We start from the raw sequence: 17,483 nt of genomic DNA on the forward strand, positions 1-17,483 counted from the left end.
TTCAGCTTCGCGAGGACTATCCGGCAGCTCGAACGTGAACGTGGTGCCGCGGCCCAGCTCGCTGCGGCAATGGATGCGGCCGCCGTGTTCCTCGACGATCGAACGGACGATGGCCAGGCCCAGCCCCACGCCGGGGATCGCCGCCTGCCGCACACTGGAGGTCCGGAAGAACTTCGAGAACACCTCGGCGCTGTCCTCCGGGCTCATGCCCATTCCCTGATCCTCCACCTCGCAGACCACGGAGCCCGGCATCTTCTGCGCACGCACCGTAACGGTTCCGCCCGCCGGCGAATACTTGACCGCATTGGAGAGCAGGTTATCCAGAACCTGACCGATCCGCGCGGGATCACACCGGGCGATGGTGCCCACGGGAACCTCGTCAACAATGTCGACGCCGGCTTCCTTGCCGCGCGCCATGATGGCATCCACTGATTCGCGGGATATGTCGGCGAGGTCCGCGCGCACCGGGGACACTTCCGGCGGCCCGGAGGCTGCGGTGAGCAGGTCGTCTACGAGCCTGCGAAGGCGCGTCACGTTGCGGCCGATGACGTTCAGGCCGGTCAGCGTCTCCGGCGGCGGGTCGTCATCGAGCATCATCTCCAGATATCCGACGATGACCGTCAGCGGAGTGCGCAGTTCGTGGGAGACCATCGCCACGAACTCCTCCTTCGCGTTCAGCGCGTTCACCAGCTCAGTGACATCGTTGAAAGCGACGACGGCGCCCTCACGGTGTCCGCCCTCGTCCAGCATCATGCGGGCAGAGGCTGACAGAACGCGCTGGTGGTCTCCCTCGCCGATCCGGATGAGGTAATCGGAGAATGTTTCACCCGCAACGGCGCGGTAGGCCGGGCGTTCTTCGGTGGGGATGAGCGTGACGCCGTCGGGCCGGAACAGCAGGAGGTCCTTCTCCGGTGCGTCATCCACCCCATCGGGCAGCCCGATCCGGTGCACCTCGTGCTGGCGCCGGTTGAACAGGATGTCATGCCCGTCCGCGTCGATGGCGAGGAGACCGACGTCGACGGTGTTCATCGTGGCATTCAGCAACCGCTCCCGCTGGGCGCTGCGGTGGAGCACCTGCTGCAGTGCGTGGTCCTTTTCCTCCATGGCTTTCTGCTGGTCCATCATGCTGGCCGTCATGACCCGGATTGTCACCGCGATGCCGAAGATGATGGTGGGCAGCAGGGCTGATTGGGTCAGGTCCGATGCACTGACGCCGGCGTTCGCCGCGAAGAGTGGAACCCAGATCATCGCGAACGGGCCAATCAGGCTCAGCGCAAGGCCAAGCCGCGGGTATAGGCCGGAAGCCGCCAGCCACAGGACCGGGAAAACCGCCATCAGCCCGATCCCGAGGACCTCCGTGTTGGCGCCGAAGCGTAGCAGCGCGATCGGGATGAAATCGAGCACCGGAATGGTCAGGAACAGTCCGTACGGCAACCGGTCCCAGGGGATGAGCGCACACAGCAGGAGAATTCCGCAGCTGAGGATCATGCCCCACTGGAACGCTGCGCTGGCCCATACCACCGGATGGAAAGCGACGCTCCCTGCTGCCAGCAGCGCGGTTGTGATCGATAATGGAGCCTGACTAAGCAGCACCCGTGAGCGCATCGACATCTCGTGGAACTGCCTGGTATTGAACGTCAGATAGGACAGAACATTGTCCATGGTGACTGGTGCTCCTAGCGCTCGGGTGCCGTTCCGACACTGCCAACTCTATAGATCGGCGCAACCGGCAAATCGCAGCTTCGCAGGGATGTGACGCAGCGTGTGCGACCCGGCCGGAAATTGTGGGTTAAATGGAGCATGACCGTCTCACCGCCGGAACGCCGCGCTCTTGTCATCGAGGACGACCCCGATATCCGGATGCTTCTGGCGTCGCTGCTTAAGCGCGAGGGTTTCCAGGTGATGGAGGCCGGAACGGTTCGTGAGGGGGTTGAAGCCGCGCGGCGCGGCGTGGACATCATTACCCTGGACCTCAACCTGCCCGACGGCAACGGACTGGACGCCTGCGCACAGATCCGGCCTATCTCAGACGCCTACATCCTCATGATCACTGCCCGCGGCAGTGAGATAGACCGCTTGCAGGGACTGGATACCGGTGCTGACGACTACATCGTCAAACCCTTCAGCCCGCGCGAACTCGTAGCGCGCATCAATTCTCTTTTCCGTCGCCAGAACCGCCAACTCGCTGCCAGCACCGCGGCCACTGAAGCGGACGCCGATGAGAGGCAACGCGCCGCGCAGGTGCAGCAGAGCCTGCTGCCCCGGCACGGTCTCCAACTGCCCGGTTATGACATCGCGGGACAATTTCGCCCCTCCCGCGACGTTGGCGGAGACTTCTTCGACTGGTACCCCACCCCTGACGGCATGCACTTCTCCGTCGCCGATGCCATGGGCAAAGGTATGGGAGCCGCCCTGGTAGCCGCCACGGTTCGCGCGGTGCTGCGCTCAACTGCCGAGGAACCGGACCTTGCGCGGGCCTTCACCTCTGCGGCGGCATCCCTCGACGCCGACCTTGAGCGTGCGTCGTCCTTCGTCACGCTTCTCCACGGCCGGCTCACCGCTTCCGACGGCGCCGTGGACCTCATCGACGCCGGTCATGGCCTCGCACTGCATGTCAGCTCCGACGGCTCATGGAGACGCCTAGCCTCCGGCGGGGTGCCGCTGGGCACCGTTCCGGGCTGGGACTGGGAGGTGATGACCGTGACATTGGCTGCCGGTGATGCCCTCGCCATCATCAGTGACGGCTTGCTGGACATCTACGACACACTGGACGAGTTTGCTGCAGCCGCCGCAGAGGTCGTTGCCACGTCGTCCTCGGCTGCAGACGCCTGCGACAAGCTGTTGATTCTGGGGGAAGATCCACGCGTGGAAGATGACGTCACCGCTGTTGTGGTTCGCCGGACAGCCGGGGTCGGCGCATGAACGCGTTCTGGGTGCGGCTGCTGGTTGTGCTCACTGTCATCCTGGGGATCAACTACATCGCGTGGCGTTGGCTGGAATCGCTGAACTGGGAGGCCTGGTGGATTGCCGTGCCGCTGGTCGCAGCCGAAACCTACAGCCTCATCGATGTTGCTCTTTTTGGGCTCACCGTATGGCGGGTTAAGCGCCGCACCGCTCCCGAGCCGCCGGTCGGCGCAACGGTGGACGTCTTCATCACGACCTACAACGAGCCCGTCGAGATGGTGCTTGAGACCGCGGAGGCGGCGAAGCGAATCACCTATCCGCACAACACCTGGATTCTCGACGACGGCTCGCGTCCCGAATTGCAGGAGGCCGCAGACCGAATCGGTGTGGGCTACATCACGCGCGGGCCGGAATGGGCAAACCGGCCCCGGCACGCCAAGGCTGGAAACCTCAACAATGCCCTGATGAGCACCTCCGGCGAGTTTCTGCTCATTCTCGACACGGACCAGGTGCCGGACCCGCGCATCCTGGACCGGACCCTCGGTTACTTCAACAACCGGCGCGTGAGCCTCGTGCAGACACCACAGTATTTCGTGAACGTTCCCGAGGATGACCCCCTCGGAAGTCAGGCGCCCCTCTTCTACGGTCCCATCCAGCAGGGCAAGGACGGCTGGAACGCCGCATTCTTCTGCGGCTCCAACGCCATCCTCCGCCGTGAGGCGCTCATGCAGCTCGGACTCGCCGGGTATGTCGAGGAGGTGGAAAGGGCGGTCACCGCAGCGCTGAAATCCGCCCGCGCTGCGGTACGCCGCGCCCGGAAGTCTCCGGAGGCCGCGAACCCGCTGGTGGCCGAACTGTTGGACGATGTCGAGAAGGCGGTCGCCGCGGCGCGCACGGAAAAAGCGGCCGGCGCGCCCCTCGCCGAGGTGACTTACCGGGTCCGCCGCTCGGTGGACAGCGCAGTGCAGCAGATGGTCGCGGCTGACATGTCGGCGATGGAGGCGGATCTTGCCGAGATCGCTGCCATGGACCTCGGTAGCGAACCCGGGGTTGCTGTCCCGGACAACCTGGATCAGGCGGTCGAGCAGCTGTCGGACCGAGCGTGGTCGCCCCTGGGCGCACTTGAGTCGGTGCAGGCCGTCCTCGATGCCATCTCGGTGGACCGCGATGACGAGGCTCAACCGGTCATGCCGCTGGCCACAATCTCTGTGACAGAGGACATGGCTACGTCCATGCGCATGCACGCGATGGGCTGGCAGAGCGTCTACCACCACGAGATCCTTGCCCACGGACTGGCGCCCGAGGATCTGAAGACCATGCTGACGCAGCGGCTCCGCTGGGCGCAGGGAACCATCCAGGTACTCCTGCGCGAGAATCCGTTGCTGAAGAAGGGTATGAGCCTGGTTCAGCGGCTGATGTACTTCGCAACGATGTGGAGCTACCTGAGCGGTTTCGCCGCCGTCGTCTACTTCGCCGCACCGATCATCTACCTGACGCTCGGTATCCTTCCGGTGAACAGCATCAGCTTCGATTTCTTCATCCGCTTCCTGCCGTTCATGATTGTCAACCAGTTGCTCTTCGCGGTGGTGGGCCGAGGGGTGAGCACCTGGCGCGGCCAACAGTACAGCCTGGCGCTGTTCCCGACCTGGATCAAAGCCTGCACGACGGCGGCGCGTAACGTCTGGTTTGGCCGTCCGCTGGGCTTTGCGGTCACGCCGAAGGCCCGGCAGGACGGCGGACCCAGTTGGAGCCTGATCCGGCCGCAGCTGATTGTCATGGTGCTGCTTGTCATTGCCGCGGTGGTTGGCATAGTCCGGCTGGCCACCGGACTCAACGAACCACTCGGAACGTTCGTCAACGTCTTCTGGGTCGTCTTCGACCTGATTGTGTTGAGCGTGCTCATCAAGGCAGTGAAATACGAGGGATACGTCATCGAGGAAAGGAAAGCTGATGCAGTTCACGATTGAGGACAGGGGCACGTACACCGAGGTGGTGGCCAACGGCCGGCTCAATATGGTCTCAGCGCCTACGCTGCGCAGCACCGTCGATGAGGCCGTCGGAGCCGGCAGCCGCCACATCGTGGTCAACCTTGCGGCCACGGACTTCATGGACTCCTCCGGACTCGGCGCCCTGATCGGCTGCCTCAAGGTCGCTCGGCAGGCAGGCGGGGATCTCCGGATTGCCTGTGCGCAGAAGCAGGTACAGATGGTCCTGGAGCTCACCAACATGAACCGGGTGCTGTCTCCTTACGCGACGGTAGAAGAGGCATTCGCCAGTGACTGACCGCGATTCACAGCGACGGTTCGAAGCCGAGGCAGTTCCGGCGGCCATCAACGATCTCCACGATGAGCTTGACCGGTTCTGGAGTGACCTTGAAGATGTCCCGTTCGAGGACCAGATGGCTTTCACCACCGCCGTCATCGAGGCCGCCTCCAATGTCGTTGAGCACGGAGTTCCGCTCGACCGCGCTGGGATGCGCCTCGGCGTCGAGTTGAGCGCCACCGCCACCCGGCTTCAGGCGCGCATTCTGGAAATCAATGCGGCAGCGCATCCGGATCCTTTGACGCCGGCAACAGGTGATCCCGAGGAGCTGGAATCCGGGCGCGGCCTGTTCCTGATCAACGCCCTGGTCACCACAGTCACGGTTGAACGTCAGGGGAACACCAACGTCTGGGTCCTCTCTAAGGAGTCCGCTCCCCGGCGGTAGGACCTCGGGGCGCGGATCGCCTGCGCGCCGCTAATGCTATGCGTCGGCCGGTGCGTCGACCTGCACGCTCCGGGCGACGGAGACCATGTCTTCGCGGGGCACAACCTTGATCCGCTCACGGACCACGCCGTCGATCTCGGTGGCGGCATCGCCCAAAGCGCGCTCGTGCGCATCGAGCGCGAGCCAGCCCTCCCAGGTGGTGAACTGCACGCCGCGTCCGTTCAGAAGATTGACGACGGCGTCATCCGCCGGCGCTGCGGCCGCCGGGAGGTTCTCAAGATCCTCCAGCAAGTGGGTCACCGTCTCCAGCGCGTCACCCTTGGTATGCCCGATGAGACCGACAGGGCCACGCTTGATCCAGCCCGTTGCGTACACGCCTGCCACGGGGACGCCGGAGCCATCCAGCACGCGGCCGCCGTCGTTCGGGATGACACCGCGGCGGTGATCGAACTCGACCTCCGGCAGGGCTGAGCCGAAGTAGCCCACCGCGCGGTAGACCGCCTGGACCGGGTAGTCGAGGTATTCGCCGGTGCCGACGGCGTTGCCGGTTCCATCGAGTGCGGTGCGCTCGAACCTGATGCCCGTGACCTTTCCGTCCTCGCCCAGGACCTCCACCGGGTTGTGGAGGAAGTGCAGGTGGAGCCGGCGGGATGCGGTGAATTCAGCCGGGTCTTCGGGCTGCTCGGCGATCCAGTTGGTCAGCGTGCCGACCATGGTCTTGGTCTGGTTGTTCGTCTGGATCTGCCGGTCGGACTCGGCATCGAACTCGAAGTCCTCGGGGTAGAGCACAATGTCGACGTCCCGTGAGTGCGAAAGTTCCCGTAGCTCCAGCGGAGTGAACTTCACCTGGGCCGGCCCGCGGCGGCCGAACACGTGCACATCCGTCACCGGCGAGTTCCTCAGCCCCTGGTAGACGTTGTCCGGGATCTCAGTGACAAGGAGGTCATCGGCGTGCTTGGAGAGCACGCGCGCTACGTCGAGGGCCACGTTGCCGTTGCCCAGAACAGCAATCTCCGTGGCTTCGAGCGGCCACTGGCGCGGCACGTCCGGGTGCCCGTCGTACCAGGAGACGAAGTCCGCTCCGCCGAAGGAGCCCTCAAGTTCAATGCCGGGAATGTTGAGGTCCGCGTCCTTGATCGCGCCGGTGGCGAAAATGACGGCGTCGTAATGGGTTTGCAGGTCCTCCAGCGTGAGGTCCGTACCGTATTCAACGTTGCCGAAGAAGCGGATATCGCCGCGGTCCAGAACCTTGTGCAGGGCATTGACGATGCCCTTGATGCGCGGGTGGTCAGGCGCAACGCCGTAGCGGATGAGACCGTACGGCGCCGGGTAGCGGTCATAGAGGTCGATACTGACCTTCAGCTCACCCGAGGCAACGGGCGCTGACTTGGTCAGGATGTCGGCAGCGTAGACGCCAGCCGGACCGGAGCCGATGACAGCGACCCTCAGCGGGCGGTGGGAGTCACCGGAGGAGAACGTGGAGGATTGCGACACGGCTGTGTTCCTTTGCTGTGATGTGGTGTTGGGTGGCGTGGGCTAGGCGGGTTGCCAGTGGGGTGAAAGCGCGACGACGTTTCCCACCACAATCACGGCGGGAGACTTCACATCGCGCAGCTCGGCGAGGTCCGCGATGGTTTCAAGAGTGCCGGTGGTCACGCGCTGCGACTCCATCCACCCGTTTTCGATGATGGCGACGGGCGTGGACGCCTTCCGGCCGCCGGTGATGAGTGACGCCGAGGAGGAACGCAGCAGCGACACTCCCATCAGGAGGATCAGTGTGTGGTCGCTGCCCGGCGGGATGAGCCCTGTCTGCTGCCGGATGTCCTCGTGACCGGTGATGACGCTGAAGCCCTTCGCCACTCCCCTGTGCGTCACGGGGATGCCGGCGGCGGCCGGCACGGAGATGGCGGATGTGACGCCGGGAACCACCTCGACGGGCACGCCGTGATCGCGGCAGTAGGCTTCCTCTTCACCGCCGCGGCCCAGGACGTACGGGTCGCCGCCCTTCAGCCGCACAACGCGGTTGCCCAACAGAGCCTGCTCGACGAGGATCCGGTTGATCTCCTCCTGGGGGACCGGATGGTGGCCGGGGAGCTTGCCCACCTCGATCACCTGGACGTCCGCAGAAAGGCCCGTGATCAGGGAACGCGGTCCGAGCCGGTCAGCCACGACGACGTCGGCCATGGCCAGCAGGCGCCTGCCGCGGGTGGTGATGAGGCCGGCATCCGCCGGTCCCCCGCCCACCAGCGCGACTGTTCCCATCCCCTCGGCCGTGCGATGCCGACGCAGCGGCAGCTCACCGGATTCGAGGGCGGCAGCAACGCCGTCGCGCAGGGCCGCCGCCCGTTTGGGGTCGCCGTTGGTGTTGACGGCAACAGTCACGTCATCGATACGGGCGACTGCGGGAACCCACGCTGCGGACGCCGCTGAGTCGCCGCCCTTGACGCACCAGATGCACAGCGCTTCGGCCTCGGCGGCTATCCGGTCCTGCACTTCGGCGGAACCGGAATGGGCGAGGACCAGCCACGCGCCGTCGAGGTCGGCGGTGCGGTACTCGCGCTGCTGCCAGTCCACGCGGCCGGCGGCGGCAGCGTCGGTGATGTCCTCACACGCATAGGGGGCGATAACTGTAACCAGTGCGCCGTCGTCGAGCAGTGCCTGCAGCCGGCGTGCGGCCACCGGGCCGCCGCCCACCACGAGGACCTTGCGACCGCGCAACTGCAGTCCAAGAGGGTAGGTCATTGCGAACCTCCGGTGAGCAGGCCGCGGCGGCGGAGCAGGTGACGTTCGAGCGGCCCGAAAACCAACACTTCAATCACTACTCCCACGACGAGGATGAGCAGGATGGTTGCCATGACACCGCCGACGTCGTCGAGCTCGCGCCCGCGCTGCAGCAACGTGCCAAGGCCGAGGCCCAGTTGCTGGCCGCCGGCAATGATTTCGGCGGCCATCAGCGCTCGCCAGGAGAATGCCCAGCCCTGCCGGAGTCCGGAGATGTAGGCCGGGAGTGCCGCAGGCAGCACGATGTGGAGGGCGGTGTCCCAGGTTCCCGCGCCGAGTACCCTGCCCACCTTGCGGTGCAGTGGCTGGATCTGGTCCACGCCGGCGAGCAGGCCGTTGACGATGGCCGGAACGGCGCCGGTAAGCACCACGAAGTACACCGTGGCGTCGGTGACGCCGAAGAAGAGAATGGCCAGCGGCACCCAGGCCACGGTTGGCAGCGTCAACAGGAACGTCATATAGGGGGCGACGGCGGCGCGGAGCCAGATCGAGGCGGACAAGCCCAGCGCCAGCACAGTGCCCACGAGCACGGACAGGAGGAACCCCGGTACTCCCCGGCTCAGGCTGGTGGCGACACCCTGGACGACCTCTCCGGAGTGCCACAGCCGTCCCAGCGCAGCGAAGAGGTCTGAGGGCCCCGTTCCGCCGTTGATCGACGAGGCAGCGGCCCAGAGACCGAGGACCACGGCGAGGGTGACAACCGGCGCCAGGGTCAGCAGGACTCCCCCGTGCCGGCGTGCCCTGGAAACGGTCGGAACGGACTGCGCGGACCGTCTGGGTTCAGCTAACTGCGGCAAGACCGTGCACCTCCCGGTGGAGGACGGTCCTGATTGTTTCAGCCAGGGCTGCACCGGCGACGGCGTCATGGCGCTGGGTATCCGAGACCCGCCATTCGCCGGCAATGGAACCCTGATCGGAGGCCAGGAGAATAACGCGCTGGCCCAACCGGATTGCTTCGCGAACGTTGTGGGTCACCAGGACGATGGTCCGGCCGGTGGCTCGCCAGATATCCTCCAGCTCGTCGTGCAGGAAATCCCGCGTGATGGAGTCGAGCGCGCTGAACGGCTCGTCCATGAGGAGCAGGCTGCGGTTCTGCGCGAGGGCGCGTGCCAGCGCTACCCGCTGCTGCATCCCGCCGGAGAGCTGGTGGACCAACCGGTAGCCGGCATCGGGAAGCCGCACCAGGTTCAGAAGTTCCTGCGTCCGTTGCTGACGATCCTGCCGCGGCACGCCGGCGAACTTCAGCGCAAGCGAGATGTTACCGGCCGCACTGAGCCACGGCAGCAGCGCCGATTCCTGGAACATGACTGCTGCGGGCGGCGCCAGCACAGTACCGCCGTCGGCATGATCGAGCCCGGCGACGATGTTCAACAGGGTCGACTTGCCCGAGCCCGATCCGCCGACCAGGCAGACGAACTCGCCGCTGGAAATCGACAGGTCGAGCCCCTCGAAGACCGGGATGCTTGCGAAATTCTTGCTCAGGTTAGCAATTTCCACAGTGGGTGCGCCGTTCACGGCGCACCGGGCTTGCTAGCTGTCATAACGCTCGTCCTCGCGGGCAGACAGTTCAAGGTGGTCGGACTCCACCAGGCCTGCGGCCAGGGTGTTGCCGTCGGACGGGTCGATGACCAGGAAGGCTCCAGTACGGCGGAAGTTTCCGTAGTTGTCCACGGGCAGCGCTGACGCGAGCCGGATGTGGGCGGTTCCGATGTCATTGAGCTCAAGGCCCGACGCCGGTTGATCGGCGAACGTGGCGAGGTCCAGCTTGTTGATGACCTGGCGAACCAGCCCCTGGACGGTCTTGCTGCCGTGCTTGATGAGAAGCCTGGAGCCCTCCTTCAGCGGCTTCGGCGACAGCCAGCAGAGGGCTGCGTAGAGGTCCTGAGTGGGTTGCGGGAGGCTGGCGGTTGAACTAACTTCAGCAATCAGGTCTCCGCGGGCAATGTCGATGTCGTCGGCGAGCCGCAGCACCACTGACTGCGGAGCGAAGGCTTCCTCGAGGTCTTGCCCGGCGAAGTCGATGCCGGTGACCGTCGTTTCGCGTCCGGAGGGCTGCACTATGACGGCGTCCCCCACCCGGATGGACCCGGCCGCCACCTGCCCGGCGTAGCCGCGGTAGTCACGGTAAGCGTCGGCGTCGAGCCCGGGAGCCACTGCACCCTGCGGGCGAATGACGGTCTGGACCGGGAAGCGGAAGGCTTCGAGATCGGTTTCGAGCTCGGCGAGCGCCGGCAGCTGCTCGAGGGTCTCCAGCAGCGACGGGCCGCCGTACCACGGGGTCTTCTCCGAGCGGTCCACCACGTTGTCACCCTCAAGGGCGGACACGGGAATGACTGCCGGTTCATCGACCTTCAGTTCGCGGGCGGCCTGCTTGAGCTGGGACTCGACGTCGCGGAACACGGCCTCGCTGTAGTCCACGAGGTCGATCTTGTTCACCGCCACAATGATGTGCGCGACGCGCAGCAGCCGCGCCACCGCGAGGTGACGGCGAGTCTGCTCCAGCACACCCTTGCGAGCGTCAATCAGTACGACGACGGCGTCAGCCGTGGAAGCGCCGGTCACCGTGTTCTTCGTGTACTGAACATGCCCCGGGGTGTCCGCGAGGATGAAGGTGCGGTTGGCCGTGGCGAAGTACCGGTAGGCCACGTCGATCGTGATGCCCTGTTCCCGTTCGGCACGCAGGCCGTCGGTCAGCAGCGCGAGGTCCAGCTTTTGACTGCCGGTGGCCCCTTCCCCGCCGAAGCCTCGCTCGGCGGAGGTGCGCGCAACGGCGTCGAGCTGGTCAGCCAGGACTGACTTGCTGTCATGCAGGAGGCGGCCCACGAGGGTGGACTTGCCGTCGTCGACGGAGCCTGCGGTTGCAAATCTGAAAAGGGTTGAGTGCTCAAGTGCTGTTTCGACTGCTGTGCTCATTAGAAGTACCCATCTTTCTTGCGGTCTTCCATGGCGGCTTCCGAGATCCGGTCGTCCGCGCGGGTGGCGCCGCGTTCAGTGAGAGTGCTGAGGGCGACTTCCCTCACGACTGCCGAGACGTCTGCCGCAGCCGATTCGACTGCACCGGTGCAGGACATGTCACCGACCGTGCGGTAGCGGACCATCCGTGTCTCAACGGTCTCCTTTTCGGTTGGCTGGGACACGTCACCGACGGCACGCCACATGCCGTCACGGCGGAAGACCTCGCGCTCGTGTGCGTAGTACAGTCCGGGCAGCTCGATGTTCTCGCGTTCGATGTAGCGCCAGACATCCAGTTCAGTCCAGTTGCTGATCGGGAAGGCCCGCACGTGCTGCCCGATGGTGTGGCGGCCGTTGTACAGGTTCCACAGCTCGGGCCGCTGGTTGCGCGGATCCCACTGACCGAACTCGTCGCGCAGGCTGAGGATGCGTTCTTTGGCGCGGGCTTTGTCCTCATCCCGGCGGCCGCCGCCGAAGACTGCGTCAAACTTGTTCGCGTTGATGGTGTCAAGCAGCGGGACGGTCTGCAGCGGGTTCCGTGTCCCGTCAGCTCGTTCGCTCAGCTCGCCGCGGTCGATGTACTCCTGGACGGACCCAACCACGAGGCGGATCCCAAGCCGCTCAACCGTGCGGTCCCGGAACTCGAGAACCTCGGGAAAGTTGTGCCCGGTATCCACGTGCAGCACCGGAAACGAAACCTTGCCGGGCCAGAACGCCTTGGTGGCAAGGTGCAGCATGACCACGGAGTCCTTGCCGCCGGAGAACAACAAAGCGGGCCGCTCAAACTCGGCAACGACTTCCCGAATAATGTGAATGGCTTCGGATTCCAACGTATCCAATGAGCTCAAGCGGTGCGTGGCTCCCCCGATGCGGTCTGTCTGCAAAGCCGTTTCCGCGCTGAGGTGACGTGCCCGCTGAGCCGGAGCCGCTGATGCCGCCCAGGGAGTGGCATCTAAGGTGTCAGCCGAGGGCCCCGACGCGAGCTTGCGAGCGTTGGGTAGGCTGCCACCGCTGTCGGAGCCGCGCGCCTGGTCGGTCGTAGATCGGCCGTGCGGCGAAGGGGCGGGGGCGGCATCAGCGGTGGAGGCGGAGCCTGCACCGCTGGGAAGGAAGGTGTTGGTTGATGAGCTCATTGGTGGATTCCGCACTCTGTCTTCGCTAGGCCGGCCCAACGGCCGGCTCTCGGGTCTTCTCCTGGGGCTACCGGCCGCGTACACGGCTTGCAGCCGATCGAGGGGTAGCCATTGGATAGGAGCATGTTCACGGGGACCTGGTGTTCGCCCGCGTAGTCGAGGAGCTCGTCGAACGTCCAGGCGGCGAGCGGGTTGATCTTGACCAGGTTGTGCACGTGGTCCCAGGTGACCAGCGGCGTGTTGGTCCGGGTGGGTGCCTCGTCACGGCGGACCCCGGTGAACCAGACCTCATAGCCGGCCAGGGCGTTCTTGAGGGGATTCATCTTGCGGAGCGCGCAGCACTGGGCGGGATCCCGGCCGAACAGGTCCTTGCCATAGGTAGCGTCCTGTTCGGCGACAGTCTGCCCGGGCATTACGTCGACGATTGTGACGTCGAGCTGGCCGGCAACCTCGTCCCGGGTAATCCGGGTTTCAGTGAAGTGATAGCCGGTGTCAAGGAAGAGGACATCAATGCCGGGGAATTGCTGCGACACCAGGTGCGGCAGGACGGCGTCGGCCATGGAGCAGGCAACGGCGGCCTGGGACAGGTTGAAGTTTCGGGCTACCCAGGCGATCACCTGCTCGGCGGAGGAGTTCCAGCCGAGCTCTTCGGCACCCGCGGCGGCGAGTGCCTTCAACTCGGCTTCAGGGCGGCGGGACCGGCCTGCGGCTTCCAGGGAAACGTTCTCGGGTGACAGCGTCACTGCAGGTCTCCTTCCTCGACTCGGTGCGCCCACTGGGCGAAGGTCTCGTTATCCTGGCGACCGCCGACATAGCGGCGGACAACGCGTTCGACGTAGTCGGGCAGGTTCTCGACGGTGACTTTCAGGCCGCGGATAGTGCGTCCGAGGCCTGCCTCACCGCGGTTGGAATCCGCTAGCCCGCCGCCGAGGTGAACCTGGAAGCCGGGAGTGGGGTCGCCGTCGGGCGTTGGAAGCATCATGCCCTTGAGGCCGATGTCCGCAGTCTGGATGCGGGCGCACGAGTTGGGGCAGCCGTTGATGTTCAGCGCGATCGGTTGGGTGAGCGTGCCGCTGTCAACGAGGTCTTTCAGGCGGCGCTCAAGCTCGGCGATGGCCGTGGCTGCGGTGACCTTGGTTTCCACGATGGCGAGCTTGCAGAACTCGATGCCCGTGCACGCGATGGTGGAGCGGCGGAACAGCGATGGCCGGGCGGACAGCCCCAGCTCATCCAGTTTTGAGATGAGCGGCTCCACCTGCTCCTTCTCGATGTCGAGGATTACGAGCTTCTGGTGCGGGGTGGTGCGCAGCCGGGTGGAGCCGTGAGCTTCGAGGGTGTCGGCGAGTGAGGTGAGGATTGTTCCGGAGACCCTGCCAACCGTGGGCGAGACGCCGATGAAGAATTTCCCGTCCTTCTGCTCGTGGACGCCGATGTGGTCCCCCGGAGTATCGGGCTTGGGCGCAGCGGGACCGTCAGGGAGCTCGAAACCGAGGTACTCGTCCTGCAGGACCTGCCGGAATTTCTCGGCACCCCAGTCGTTGAGGAGGAACTTCAGGCGGGCCTTGGTGCGCATGCGGCGGTAGCCGTAGTCCCGGAAAATGCTGGTCACGCCAAGCCATACCTCGGCGGCGACCTCCGGAGTGACGAACGCGCCCAGGCGTTCCGCCAGGCGGGCGTTGGTGGAGAGGCCGCCGCCTACCCAGAGGTCGTAGCCTGCGCCGAGCTCGGGATGGACCACACCGACCAGGGCGAAGTCGTTGATCTCATGCACCACGTCCTGGCTCGGGTGGCCGGTGATCGCGGTCTTGTATTTGCGCGGAAGGTTCGCCAGCTCGGGATCGCCGATGAACCGGTCGCTCAGTTCGCGGATGAGCGGGGTGGGATCGAGGATTTCATCCTTTGCGATCCCCGCCACGGGTGAACCGAGGATCACGCGGGGAACGTCGCCGCAGGCCTCGGTGGTGGAGAGGCCGACGGACTCAAGGCGGTTCCAGATCTCGGGGACGTCCTCAACGCGGACCCAGTGAAGCTGGATATTCTGGCGGTCCGTGATGTCCGCGGAGTCGCGGGCGAACTCGGTGGAGATACCGCCGATGACCCGCAGCTGGTCAGTACTGAGCGCACCACCGTCAATGCGCACGCGCAGCATGAAGTATTTGTCTTCGAGTTCGTGCGGTTCGAGCGTGGCGGTCTTGCCGCCGTCGATACCCTGCCGGCGCTGCGTGTAGAGGCCCCACCAGCGGAAGCGCCCGTGAAGGTCCGTGCCATCGATTGAATCGAAGCCGTTTTTCGCGTAAATCTGCTCGATCCGCTCACGGACGTTGAGCCCGTTGTCCTCCTGCTTCCAGGTTTCATTGGGGTTCAGAGGCGTGGTGCCGTCAACCTTCCACTGGCCGTGAGGCTTGGCAGCGGGCCTGGCCGCGCGCGGCTTTCGCCCGGCTTCAGGGGCTGCTTCGGTCGCGAGTGAACTCGTCATGTAAAGACAGTAGGACCGGCCTCGGAAGCCCTTCAAAGGTCCGGAAACACCCGTTCACGTGGGGACACAGCACGTCACAATGCCAGCAGGGTCTTGACAGGACTGGCGCGCTCGCGGAACCAGCGTTGGTCAGGGCCTGGCGCATGCCTTGACGAGGGGCCGGCAGGCCCTGCCGCAGTCCCTGGTGGGGTCAGGCACCTGAAGGCGGCTGGCGGCGTCGTCGTACCGGGCAAGCGCAATCTCCGCGAGCGCCGTCGACGGTAGCAGCGGCGCACTCACCACGGCGCCGCCGGCTTTGGCGAGTTGGTCATGGAAGTAGCCGGGAGCCAGCAGATAGGAGGCGATCGCCGGAGCGGTGCCGTCCTGATGAGCCCCTGCCACTGCTTCCGGAACGGAGGGGCTCGCGCTGGCCCCATACCCGACGACCATCCGCCCGGTCCGCAGTCCGTTAAGCTGCCCTGCCAGCTCCTCGACGTCCACAGCCGCGCAGGCGTCCGAGGAACCCGCTGCAGCAAGTACGACGGCGTCACTCACCTGCACGCCCGCTTCCTCCAGCCGCTGCTGCAGCAGCTCCGCCAGCCTCGGGTCGGGGCCTAGCGGAGCTGCGGCGAAGGTGTTCGGGCGGCTCTGCACCGCTTCGGCGATGTCCACTTTAACGTGATACCCCACGGACAACAGCAGCGGCACGATGACGGCCGGGCCGTCCGGAAGCGAGGCCACTACCCCGGGAAGATCGGGCTCCTGGACGTCGACGTAGGCTTCCCGGATGTCCAGCTCGGGGCGCAGGGCACGCATCTCATCCCGCAGCTGATTGACGGCCGCCTGCCCCTCAGCGCTGCTGGTTCCGTGCGAACAGGCGATCAGGACGGGGTGTTTGGGCGTCTGCATGTTGGCCATTGAAGCACCCGCCTGCGACTATTGACAGTTGTGTCCCGTAACGCAGAGACCTCATGAACGCGCCGCTGGTCCTGGACCTGTTCGGCGTCTTCTTCTTTGCCATGTCCGGAGCGCTGCTGGCGGCGCGCAAGGGGTTCGATCTGATCGGCTCGCTGCTGCTGGCTTCCCTCGCCTCGCTGGGAGGAGGAGTGGCACGGGACCTGATCATCGACGTCGAGCCCGTAGCGTTCTACAACCCTCTCTATCTGGTGCCGCCGCTGCTTGCCACTGGCCTGGTCTACTTCCTGTATTCCGGGATCGAGAAAGCAAGCCGGCCGCTGGTGCTCTTCGATGCAGGAGGCCTTGCCCTGTTCTGCATCGTCGGTGCGCTCAAGGCCATCAACGAGGGCCTCAACCCCGTAGCGGCAGTGCTGCTGGGAGTGACAACCGCAGTCGGCGGAGGTCTGCTGCGCGACGTCGTTGCAAATGAGGTGCCGCAGCTCTTCACCGGTGACCTGTATGCCCTACCCGCCTTCCTCGGTGCAACGCTCACTGTTGCGCTGGCAGAGCTGGGCCTGTTCAACGTGGTGACGGGGATCGTCGTCGCTGTGTTGGTATTCACGCTGCGGGTGATGGCGTGGCGGTCGGGCTGGCATGCACCCCTCGCAGCCCAGGACGCGCGTCGCGCCGACCCCCCGTCCACGGGATAGGATGAGGGCATCCCCCTGACACCACCTGGAGCCACTGTGACCGAGCTGTTCCTGGATAAATTCCGTGCCCTCGTACCTGCCTATTTCGAGGAACCCTGGGTGCCGGAAGACGGCCTTTCGGAAGACGAGCTGGCGGAGCTGCGCGAAGGCCAGGATTTCCCGCTTCCGATGGCCGTGCACGAGTTCTACCTCGCGGTCGGTGCTTCCGAAGATCTCATGGAGGCGTTCCACTATGTGTGGGATCCGGACGAGCTGGAGATCGAAGACGGATTCCTGCTCTTCATGGAAGACGTGGATGAGAAGTTTGTCTGGGGCATCAAGGCAGATCAGCTGAATGTCCCGGATCCCATAGTGTGGCGGCGAAACAATGCGCGGGCCTCCTGGAAGAACGAGGAAGGAACGTTCAGTGAGTTCATGCTTGACATGTTCGACTGGGTGTTCGACGACGAGGCAGAATGACCTGGACAACGCACGCTCCTGCGGGGTATGAGTGCCCCTTCTGCGATCTGGCGTCCGGCGAGTTTCGGTTCCCGACCAATCTCTGCAGGCCCGGCGACCTGATCTACTCGGATGACCTGGTGCTGGCGTTCATCGCCTCCCACGGCTTCGAGCCGAACCCCGGGCACGTCCTGGTGACTCCGCGCGCCCACTATGAGCTGCTGTATGAACTGCCCGACGACGTCGCGGGCCGCATCATGACCGTCACCCGGGACATGGCCATTGCCATCAAGCGCGCGTGGAACCCTGACGGCGTTTCAACCCGCCAGCACAACGAGCCGGCCGGAAGCCAGCACGTGTGGCACTACCACCAGCATGTCCTCCCCCGCTGGCACGACGACGGCTTCTACTTCACGCCGAAGCGCCCCATCGTGGACCCCGCCATCCGGGCCCGCAAGGCTGGCGAGCTCCGCGCTGCGCTTTAGCTGCTAGCTGCTTACGCCCGA

At 65.2% G+C, this 17,483-nt stretch carries 17 protein-coding genes; 7 read left to right on the top strand and 10 right to left on the bottom strand.

The genetic code is table 11. The features are described 5' to 3' along the window. The coding region (locus ABFX19_RS01680) for a sensor histidine kinase (RefSeq protein ID WP_346027248.1) at window positions 1–1,662 on the bottom strand (1,662 nt) is incomplete at its 3' end. A gap of 138 nt (window positions 1,663–1,800) precedes the next feature. On the opposite strand from ABFX19_RS01680, the gene ABFX19_RS01685 reads away from it, so the two are divergent. Genes ABFX19_RS01685 through ABFX19_RS01700 form a run of 4 tightly spaced genes read left to right on the top strand, consistent with a single transcriptional unit; the run spans window position 1,801 to window position 5,611 of the window. Then, window positions 1,801–2,922, top strand: coding sequence for a PP2C family protein-serine/threonine phosphatase (locus ABFX19_RS01685; RefSeq protein ID WP_346027249.1), 1,122 nt, complete (start codon window positions 1,801–1,803; stop codon window positions 2,920–2,922). After that, window positions 2,919–4,871, top strand: a complete 1,953-nt coding sequence (locus tag ABFX19_RS01690; RefSeq protein WP_346027250.1) for a glycosyltransferase — start codon at window positions 2,919–2,921, stop codon at window positions 4,869–4,871. Before ABFX19_RS01685 ends, ABFX19_RS01690 begins: the two co-directional genes overlap by 4 nt. After that, window positions 4,855–5,187 carry an STAS domain-containing protein gene (locus ABFX19_RS01695; protein WP_277359811.1) on the top strand — a complete coding sequence of 111 codons (333 nt, stop codon included), beginning with the start codon at window positions 4,855–4,857 and terminating at the stop codon, window positions 5,185–5,187. The genes ABFX19_RS01690 and ABFX19_RS01695 overlap by 17 nt, the downstream gene beginning before the upstream one ends. Next, entirely contained in the window at window positions 5,180–5,611 is a 432-nt protein-coding gene (locus ABFX19_RS01700) for an ATP-binding protein (RefSeq protein WP_277359810.1), read from the top strand. Before ABFX19_RS01695 ends, ABFX19_RS01700 begins: the two co-directional genes overlap by 8 nt. Before the next feature lie 36 nt (window positions 5,612–5,647). On the opposite strand, the gene ABFX19_RS01705 is transcribed toward ABFX19_RS01700, so the two are convergent. The 9 genes from ABFX19_RS01705 to ABFX19_RS01745 all read right to left on the bottom strand — a co-directional run bounded on the left by ABFX19_RS01705 (window position 5,648) and on the right by ABFX19_RS01745 (window position 15,850). After that, the gene (locus ABFX19_RS01705; RefSeq protein ID WP_346027251.1) at window positions 5,648–7,105 is read right to left on the bottom strand and encodes an FAD-dependent oxidoreductase; all 1,458 of its coding nucleotides are present in this window, start codon (window positions 7,103–7,105) and stop codon (window positions 5,648–5,650) included. Between the two features lie 42 nt (window positions 7,106–7,147). Further along, entirely contained in the window at window positions 7,148–8,353 is a 1,206-nt protein-coding gene (cobA, locus tag ABFX19_RS01710; RefSeq protein ID WP_346027252.1) for a uroporphyrinogen-III C-methyltransferase, read from the bottom strand. Beyond that, window positions 8,350–9,189, bottom strand: coding sequence for an ABC transporter permease (locus tag ABFX19_RS01715; RefSeq protein ID WP_277359352.1), 840 nt, complete (start codon window positions 9,187–9,189; stop codon window positions 8,350–8,352). The genes cobA and ABFX19_RS01715 overlap by 4 nt, the downstream gene beginning before the upstream one ends. Further along, window positions 9,173–9,889 (bottom strand): ABC transporter ATP-binding protein, encoded by a 717-nt coding sequence (locus ABFX19_RS01720; RefSeq protein WP_277359351.1) that lies wholly within the window; start codon window positions 9,887–9,889, stop codon window positions 9,173–9,175. Before ABFX19_RS01720 ends, ABFX19_RS01715 begins: the two co-directional genes overlap by 17 nt. A gap of 33 nt (window positions 9,890–9,922) precedes the next feature. Beyond that, window positions 9,923–11,305: a sulfate adenylyltransferase subunit 1 gene (locus ABFX19_RS01725; protein ID WP_346027253.1), complete on the bottom strand. Its 1,383-nt coding sequence runs from the start codon at window positions 11,303–11,305 to the stop codon at window positions 9,923–9,925. Continuing rightward, window positions 11,305–12,228 (bottom strand): sulfate adenylyltransferase subunit CysD, encoded by a 924-nt coding sequence (gene cysD / locus ABFX19_RS01730; protein WP_428831020.1) that lies wholly within the window; start codon window positions 12,226–12,228, stop codon window positions 11,305–11,307. Before cysD ends, ABFX19_RS01725 begins: the two co-directional genes overlap by 1 nt. 245 nt (window positions 12,229–12,473) lie before the next feature. Further along, entirely contained in the window at window positions 12,474–13,214 is a 741-nt protein-coding gene (locus ABFX19_RS01735; RefSeq protein WP_277359354.1) for a phosphoadenylyl-sulfate reductase, read from the bottom strand. Between the two features lie 2 nt (window positions 13,215–13,216). Further along, a complete protein-coding gene (locus ABFX19_RS01740) occupies window positions 13,217–14,953 on the bottom strand; it encodes a nitrite/sulfite reductase (RefSeq protein ID WP_277359349.1) in 1,737 nt (578 codons plus the stop codon). A gap of 129 nt (window positions 14,954–15,082) precedes the next feature. Further along, window positions 15,083–15,850 carry a sirohydrochlorin chelatase gene (locus tag ABFX19_RS01745; RefSeq protein WP_404800750.1) on the bottom strand — a complete coding sequence of 256 codons (768 nt, stop codon included), beginning with the start codon at window positions 15,848–15,850 and terminating at the stop codon, window positions 15,083–15,085. A gap of 53 nt (window positions 15,851–15,903) precedes the next feature. Between ABFX19_RS01745 and ABFX19_RS01750 the strand changes: the two genes are divergently transcribed. From ABFX19_RS01750 to ABFX19_RS01760, 3 genes are read left to right on the top strand one after another with little or no spacing between them, the layout of a single operon-like run. Continuing rightward, on the top strand, window positions 15,904–16,539 hold the full coding sequence (locus tag ABFX19_RS01750; RefSeq protein WP_277359348.1) for a trimeric intracellular cation channel family protein: 636 nt from the start codon (window positions 15,904–15,906) through the stop codon (window positions 16,537–16,539). Window positions 16,540–16,575: 36 nt separating this feature from the next. After that, window positions 16,576–16,998, top strand: coding sequence for a hypothetical protein (locus ABFX19_RS01755; RefSeq protein ID WP_056543734.1), 423 nt, complete (start codon window positions 16,576–16,578; stop codon window positions 16,996–16,998). Then, complete coding sequence (locus tag ABFX19_RS01760; RefSeq protein WP_277359347.1) at window positions 16,995–17,462, top strand: HIT family protein; 468 nt, start codon at window positions 16,995–16,997, stop codon at window positions 17,460–17,462. The genes ABFX19_RS01755 and ABFX19_RS01760 overlap by 4 nt, the downstream gene beginning before the upstream one ends. The last annotated feature ends 21 nt before the right edge of the window (window positions 17,463–17,483 follow it).

The organism is Arthrobacter parietis (assembly GCF_039530425.1).
In the GTDB taxonomy this organism is placed as follows: Bacteria; Actinomycetota; Actinomycetes; order Actinomycetales; family Micrococcaceae; genus Arthrobacter_D; species Arthrobacter_D parietis.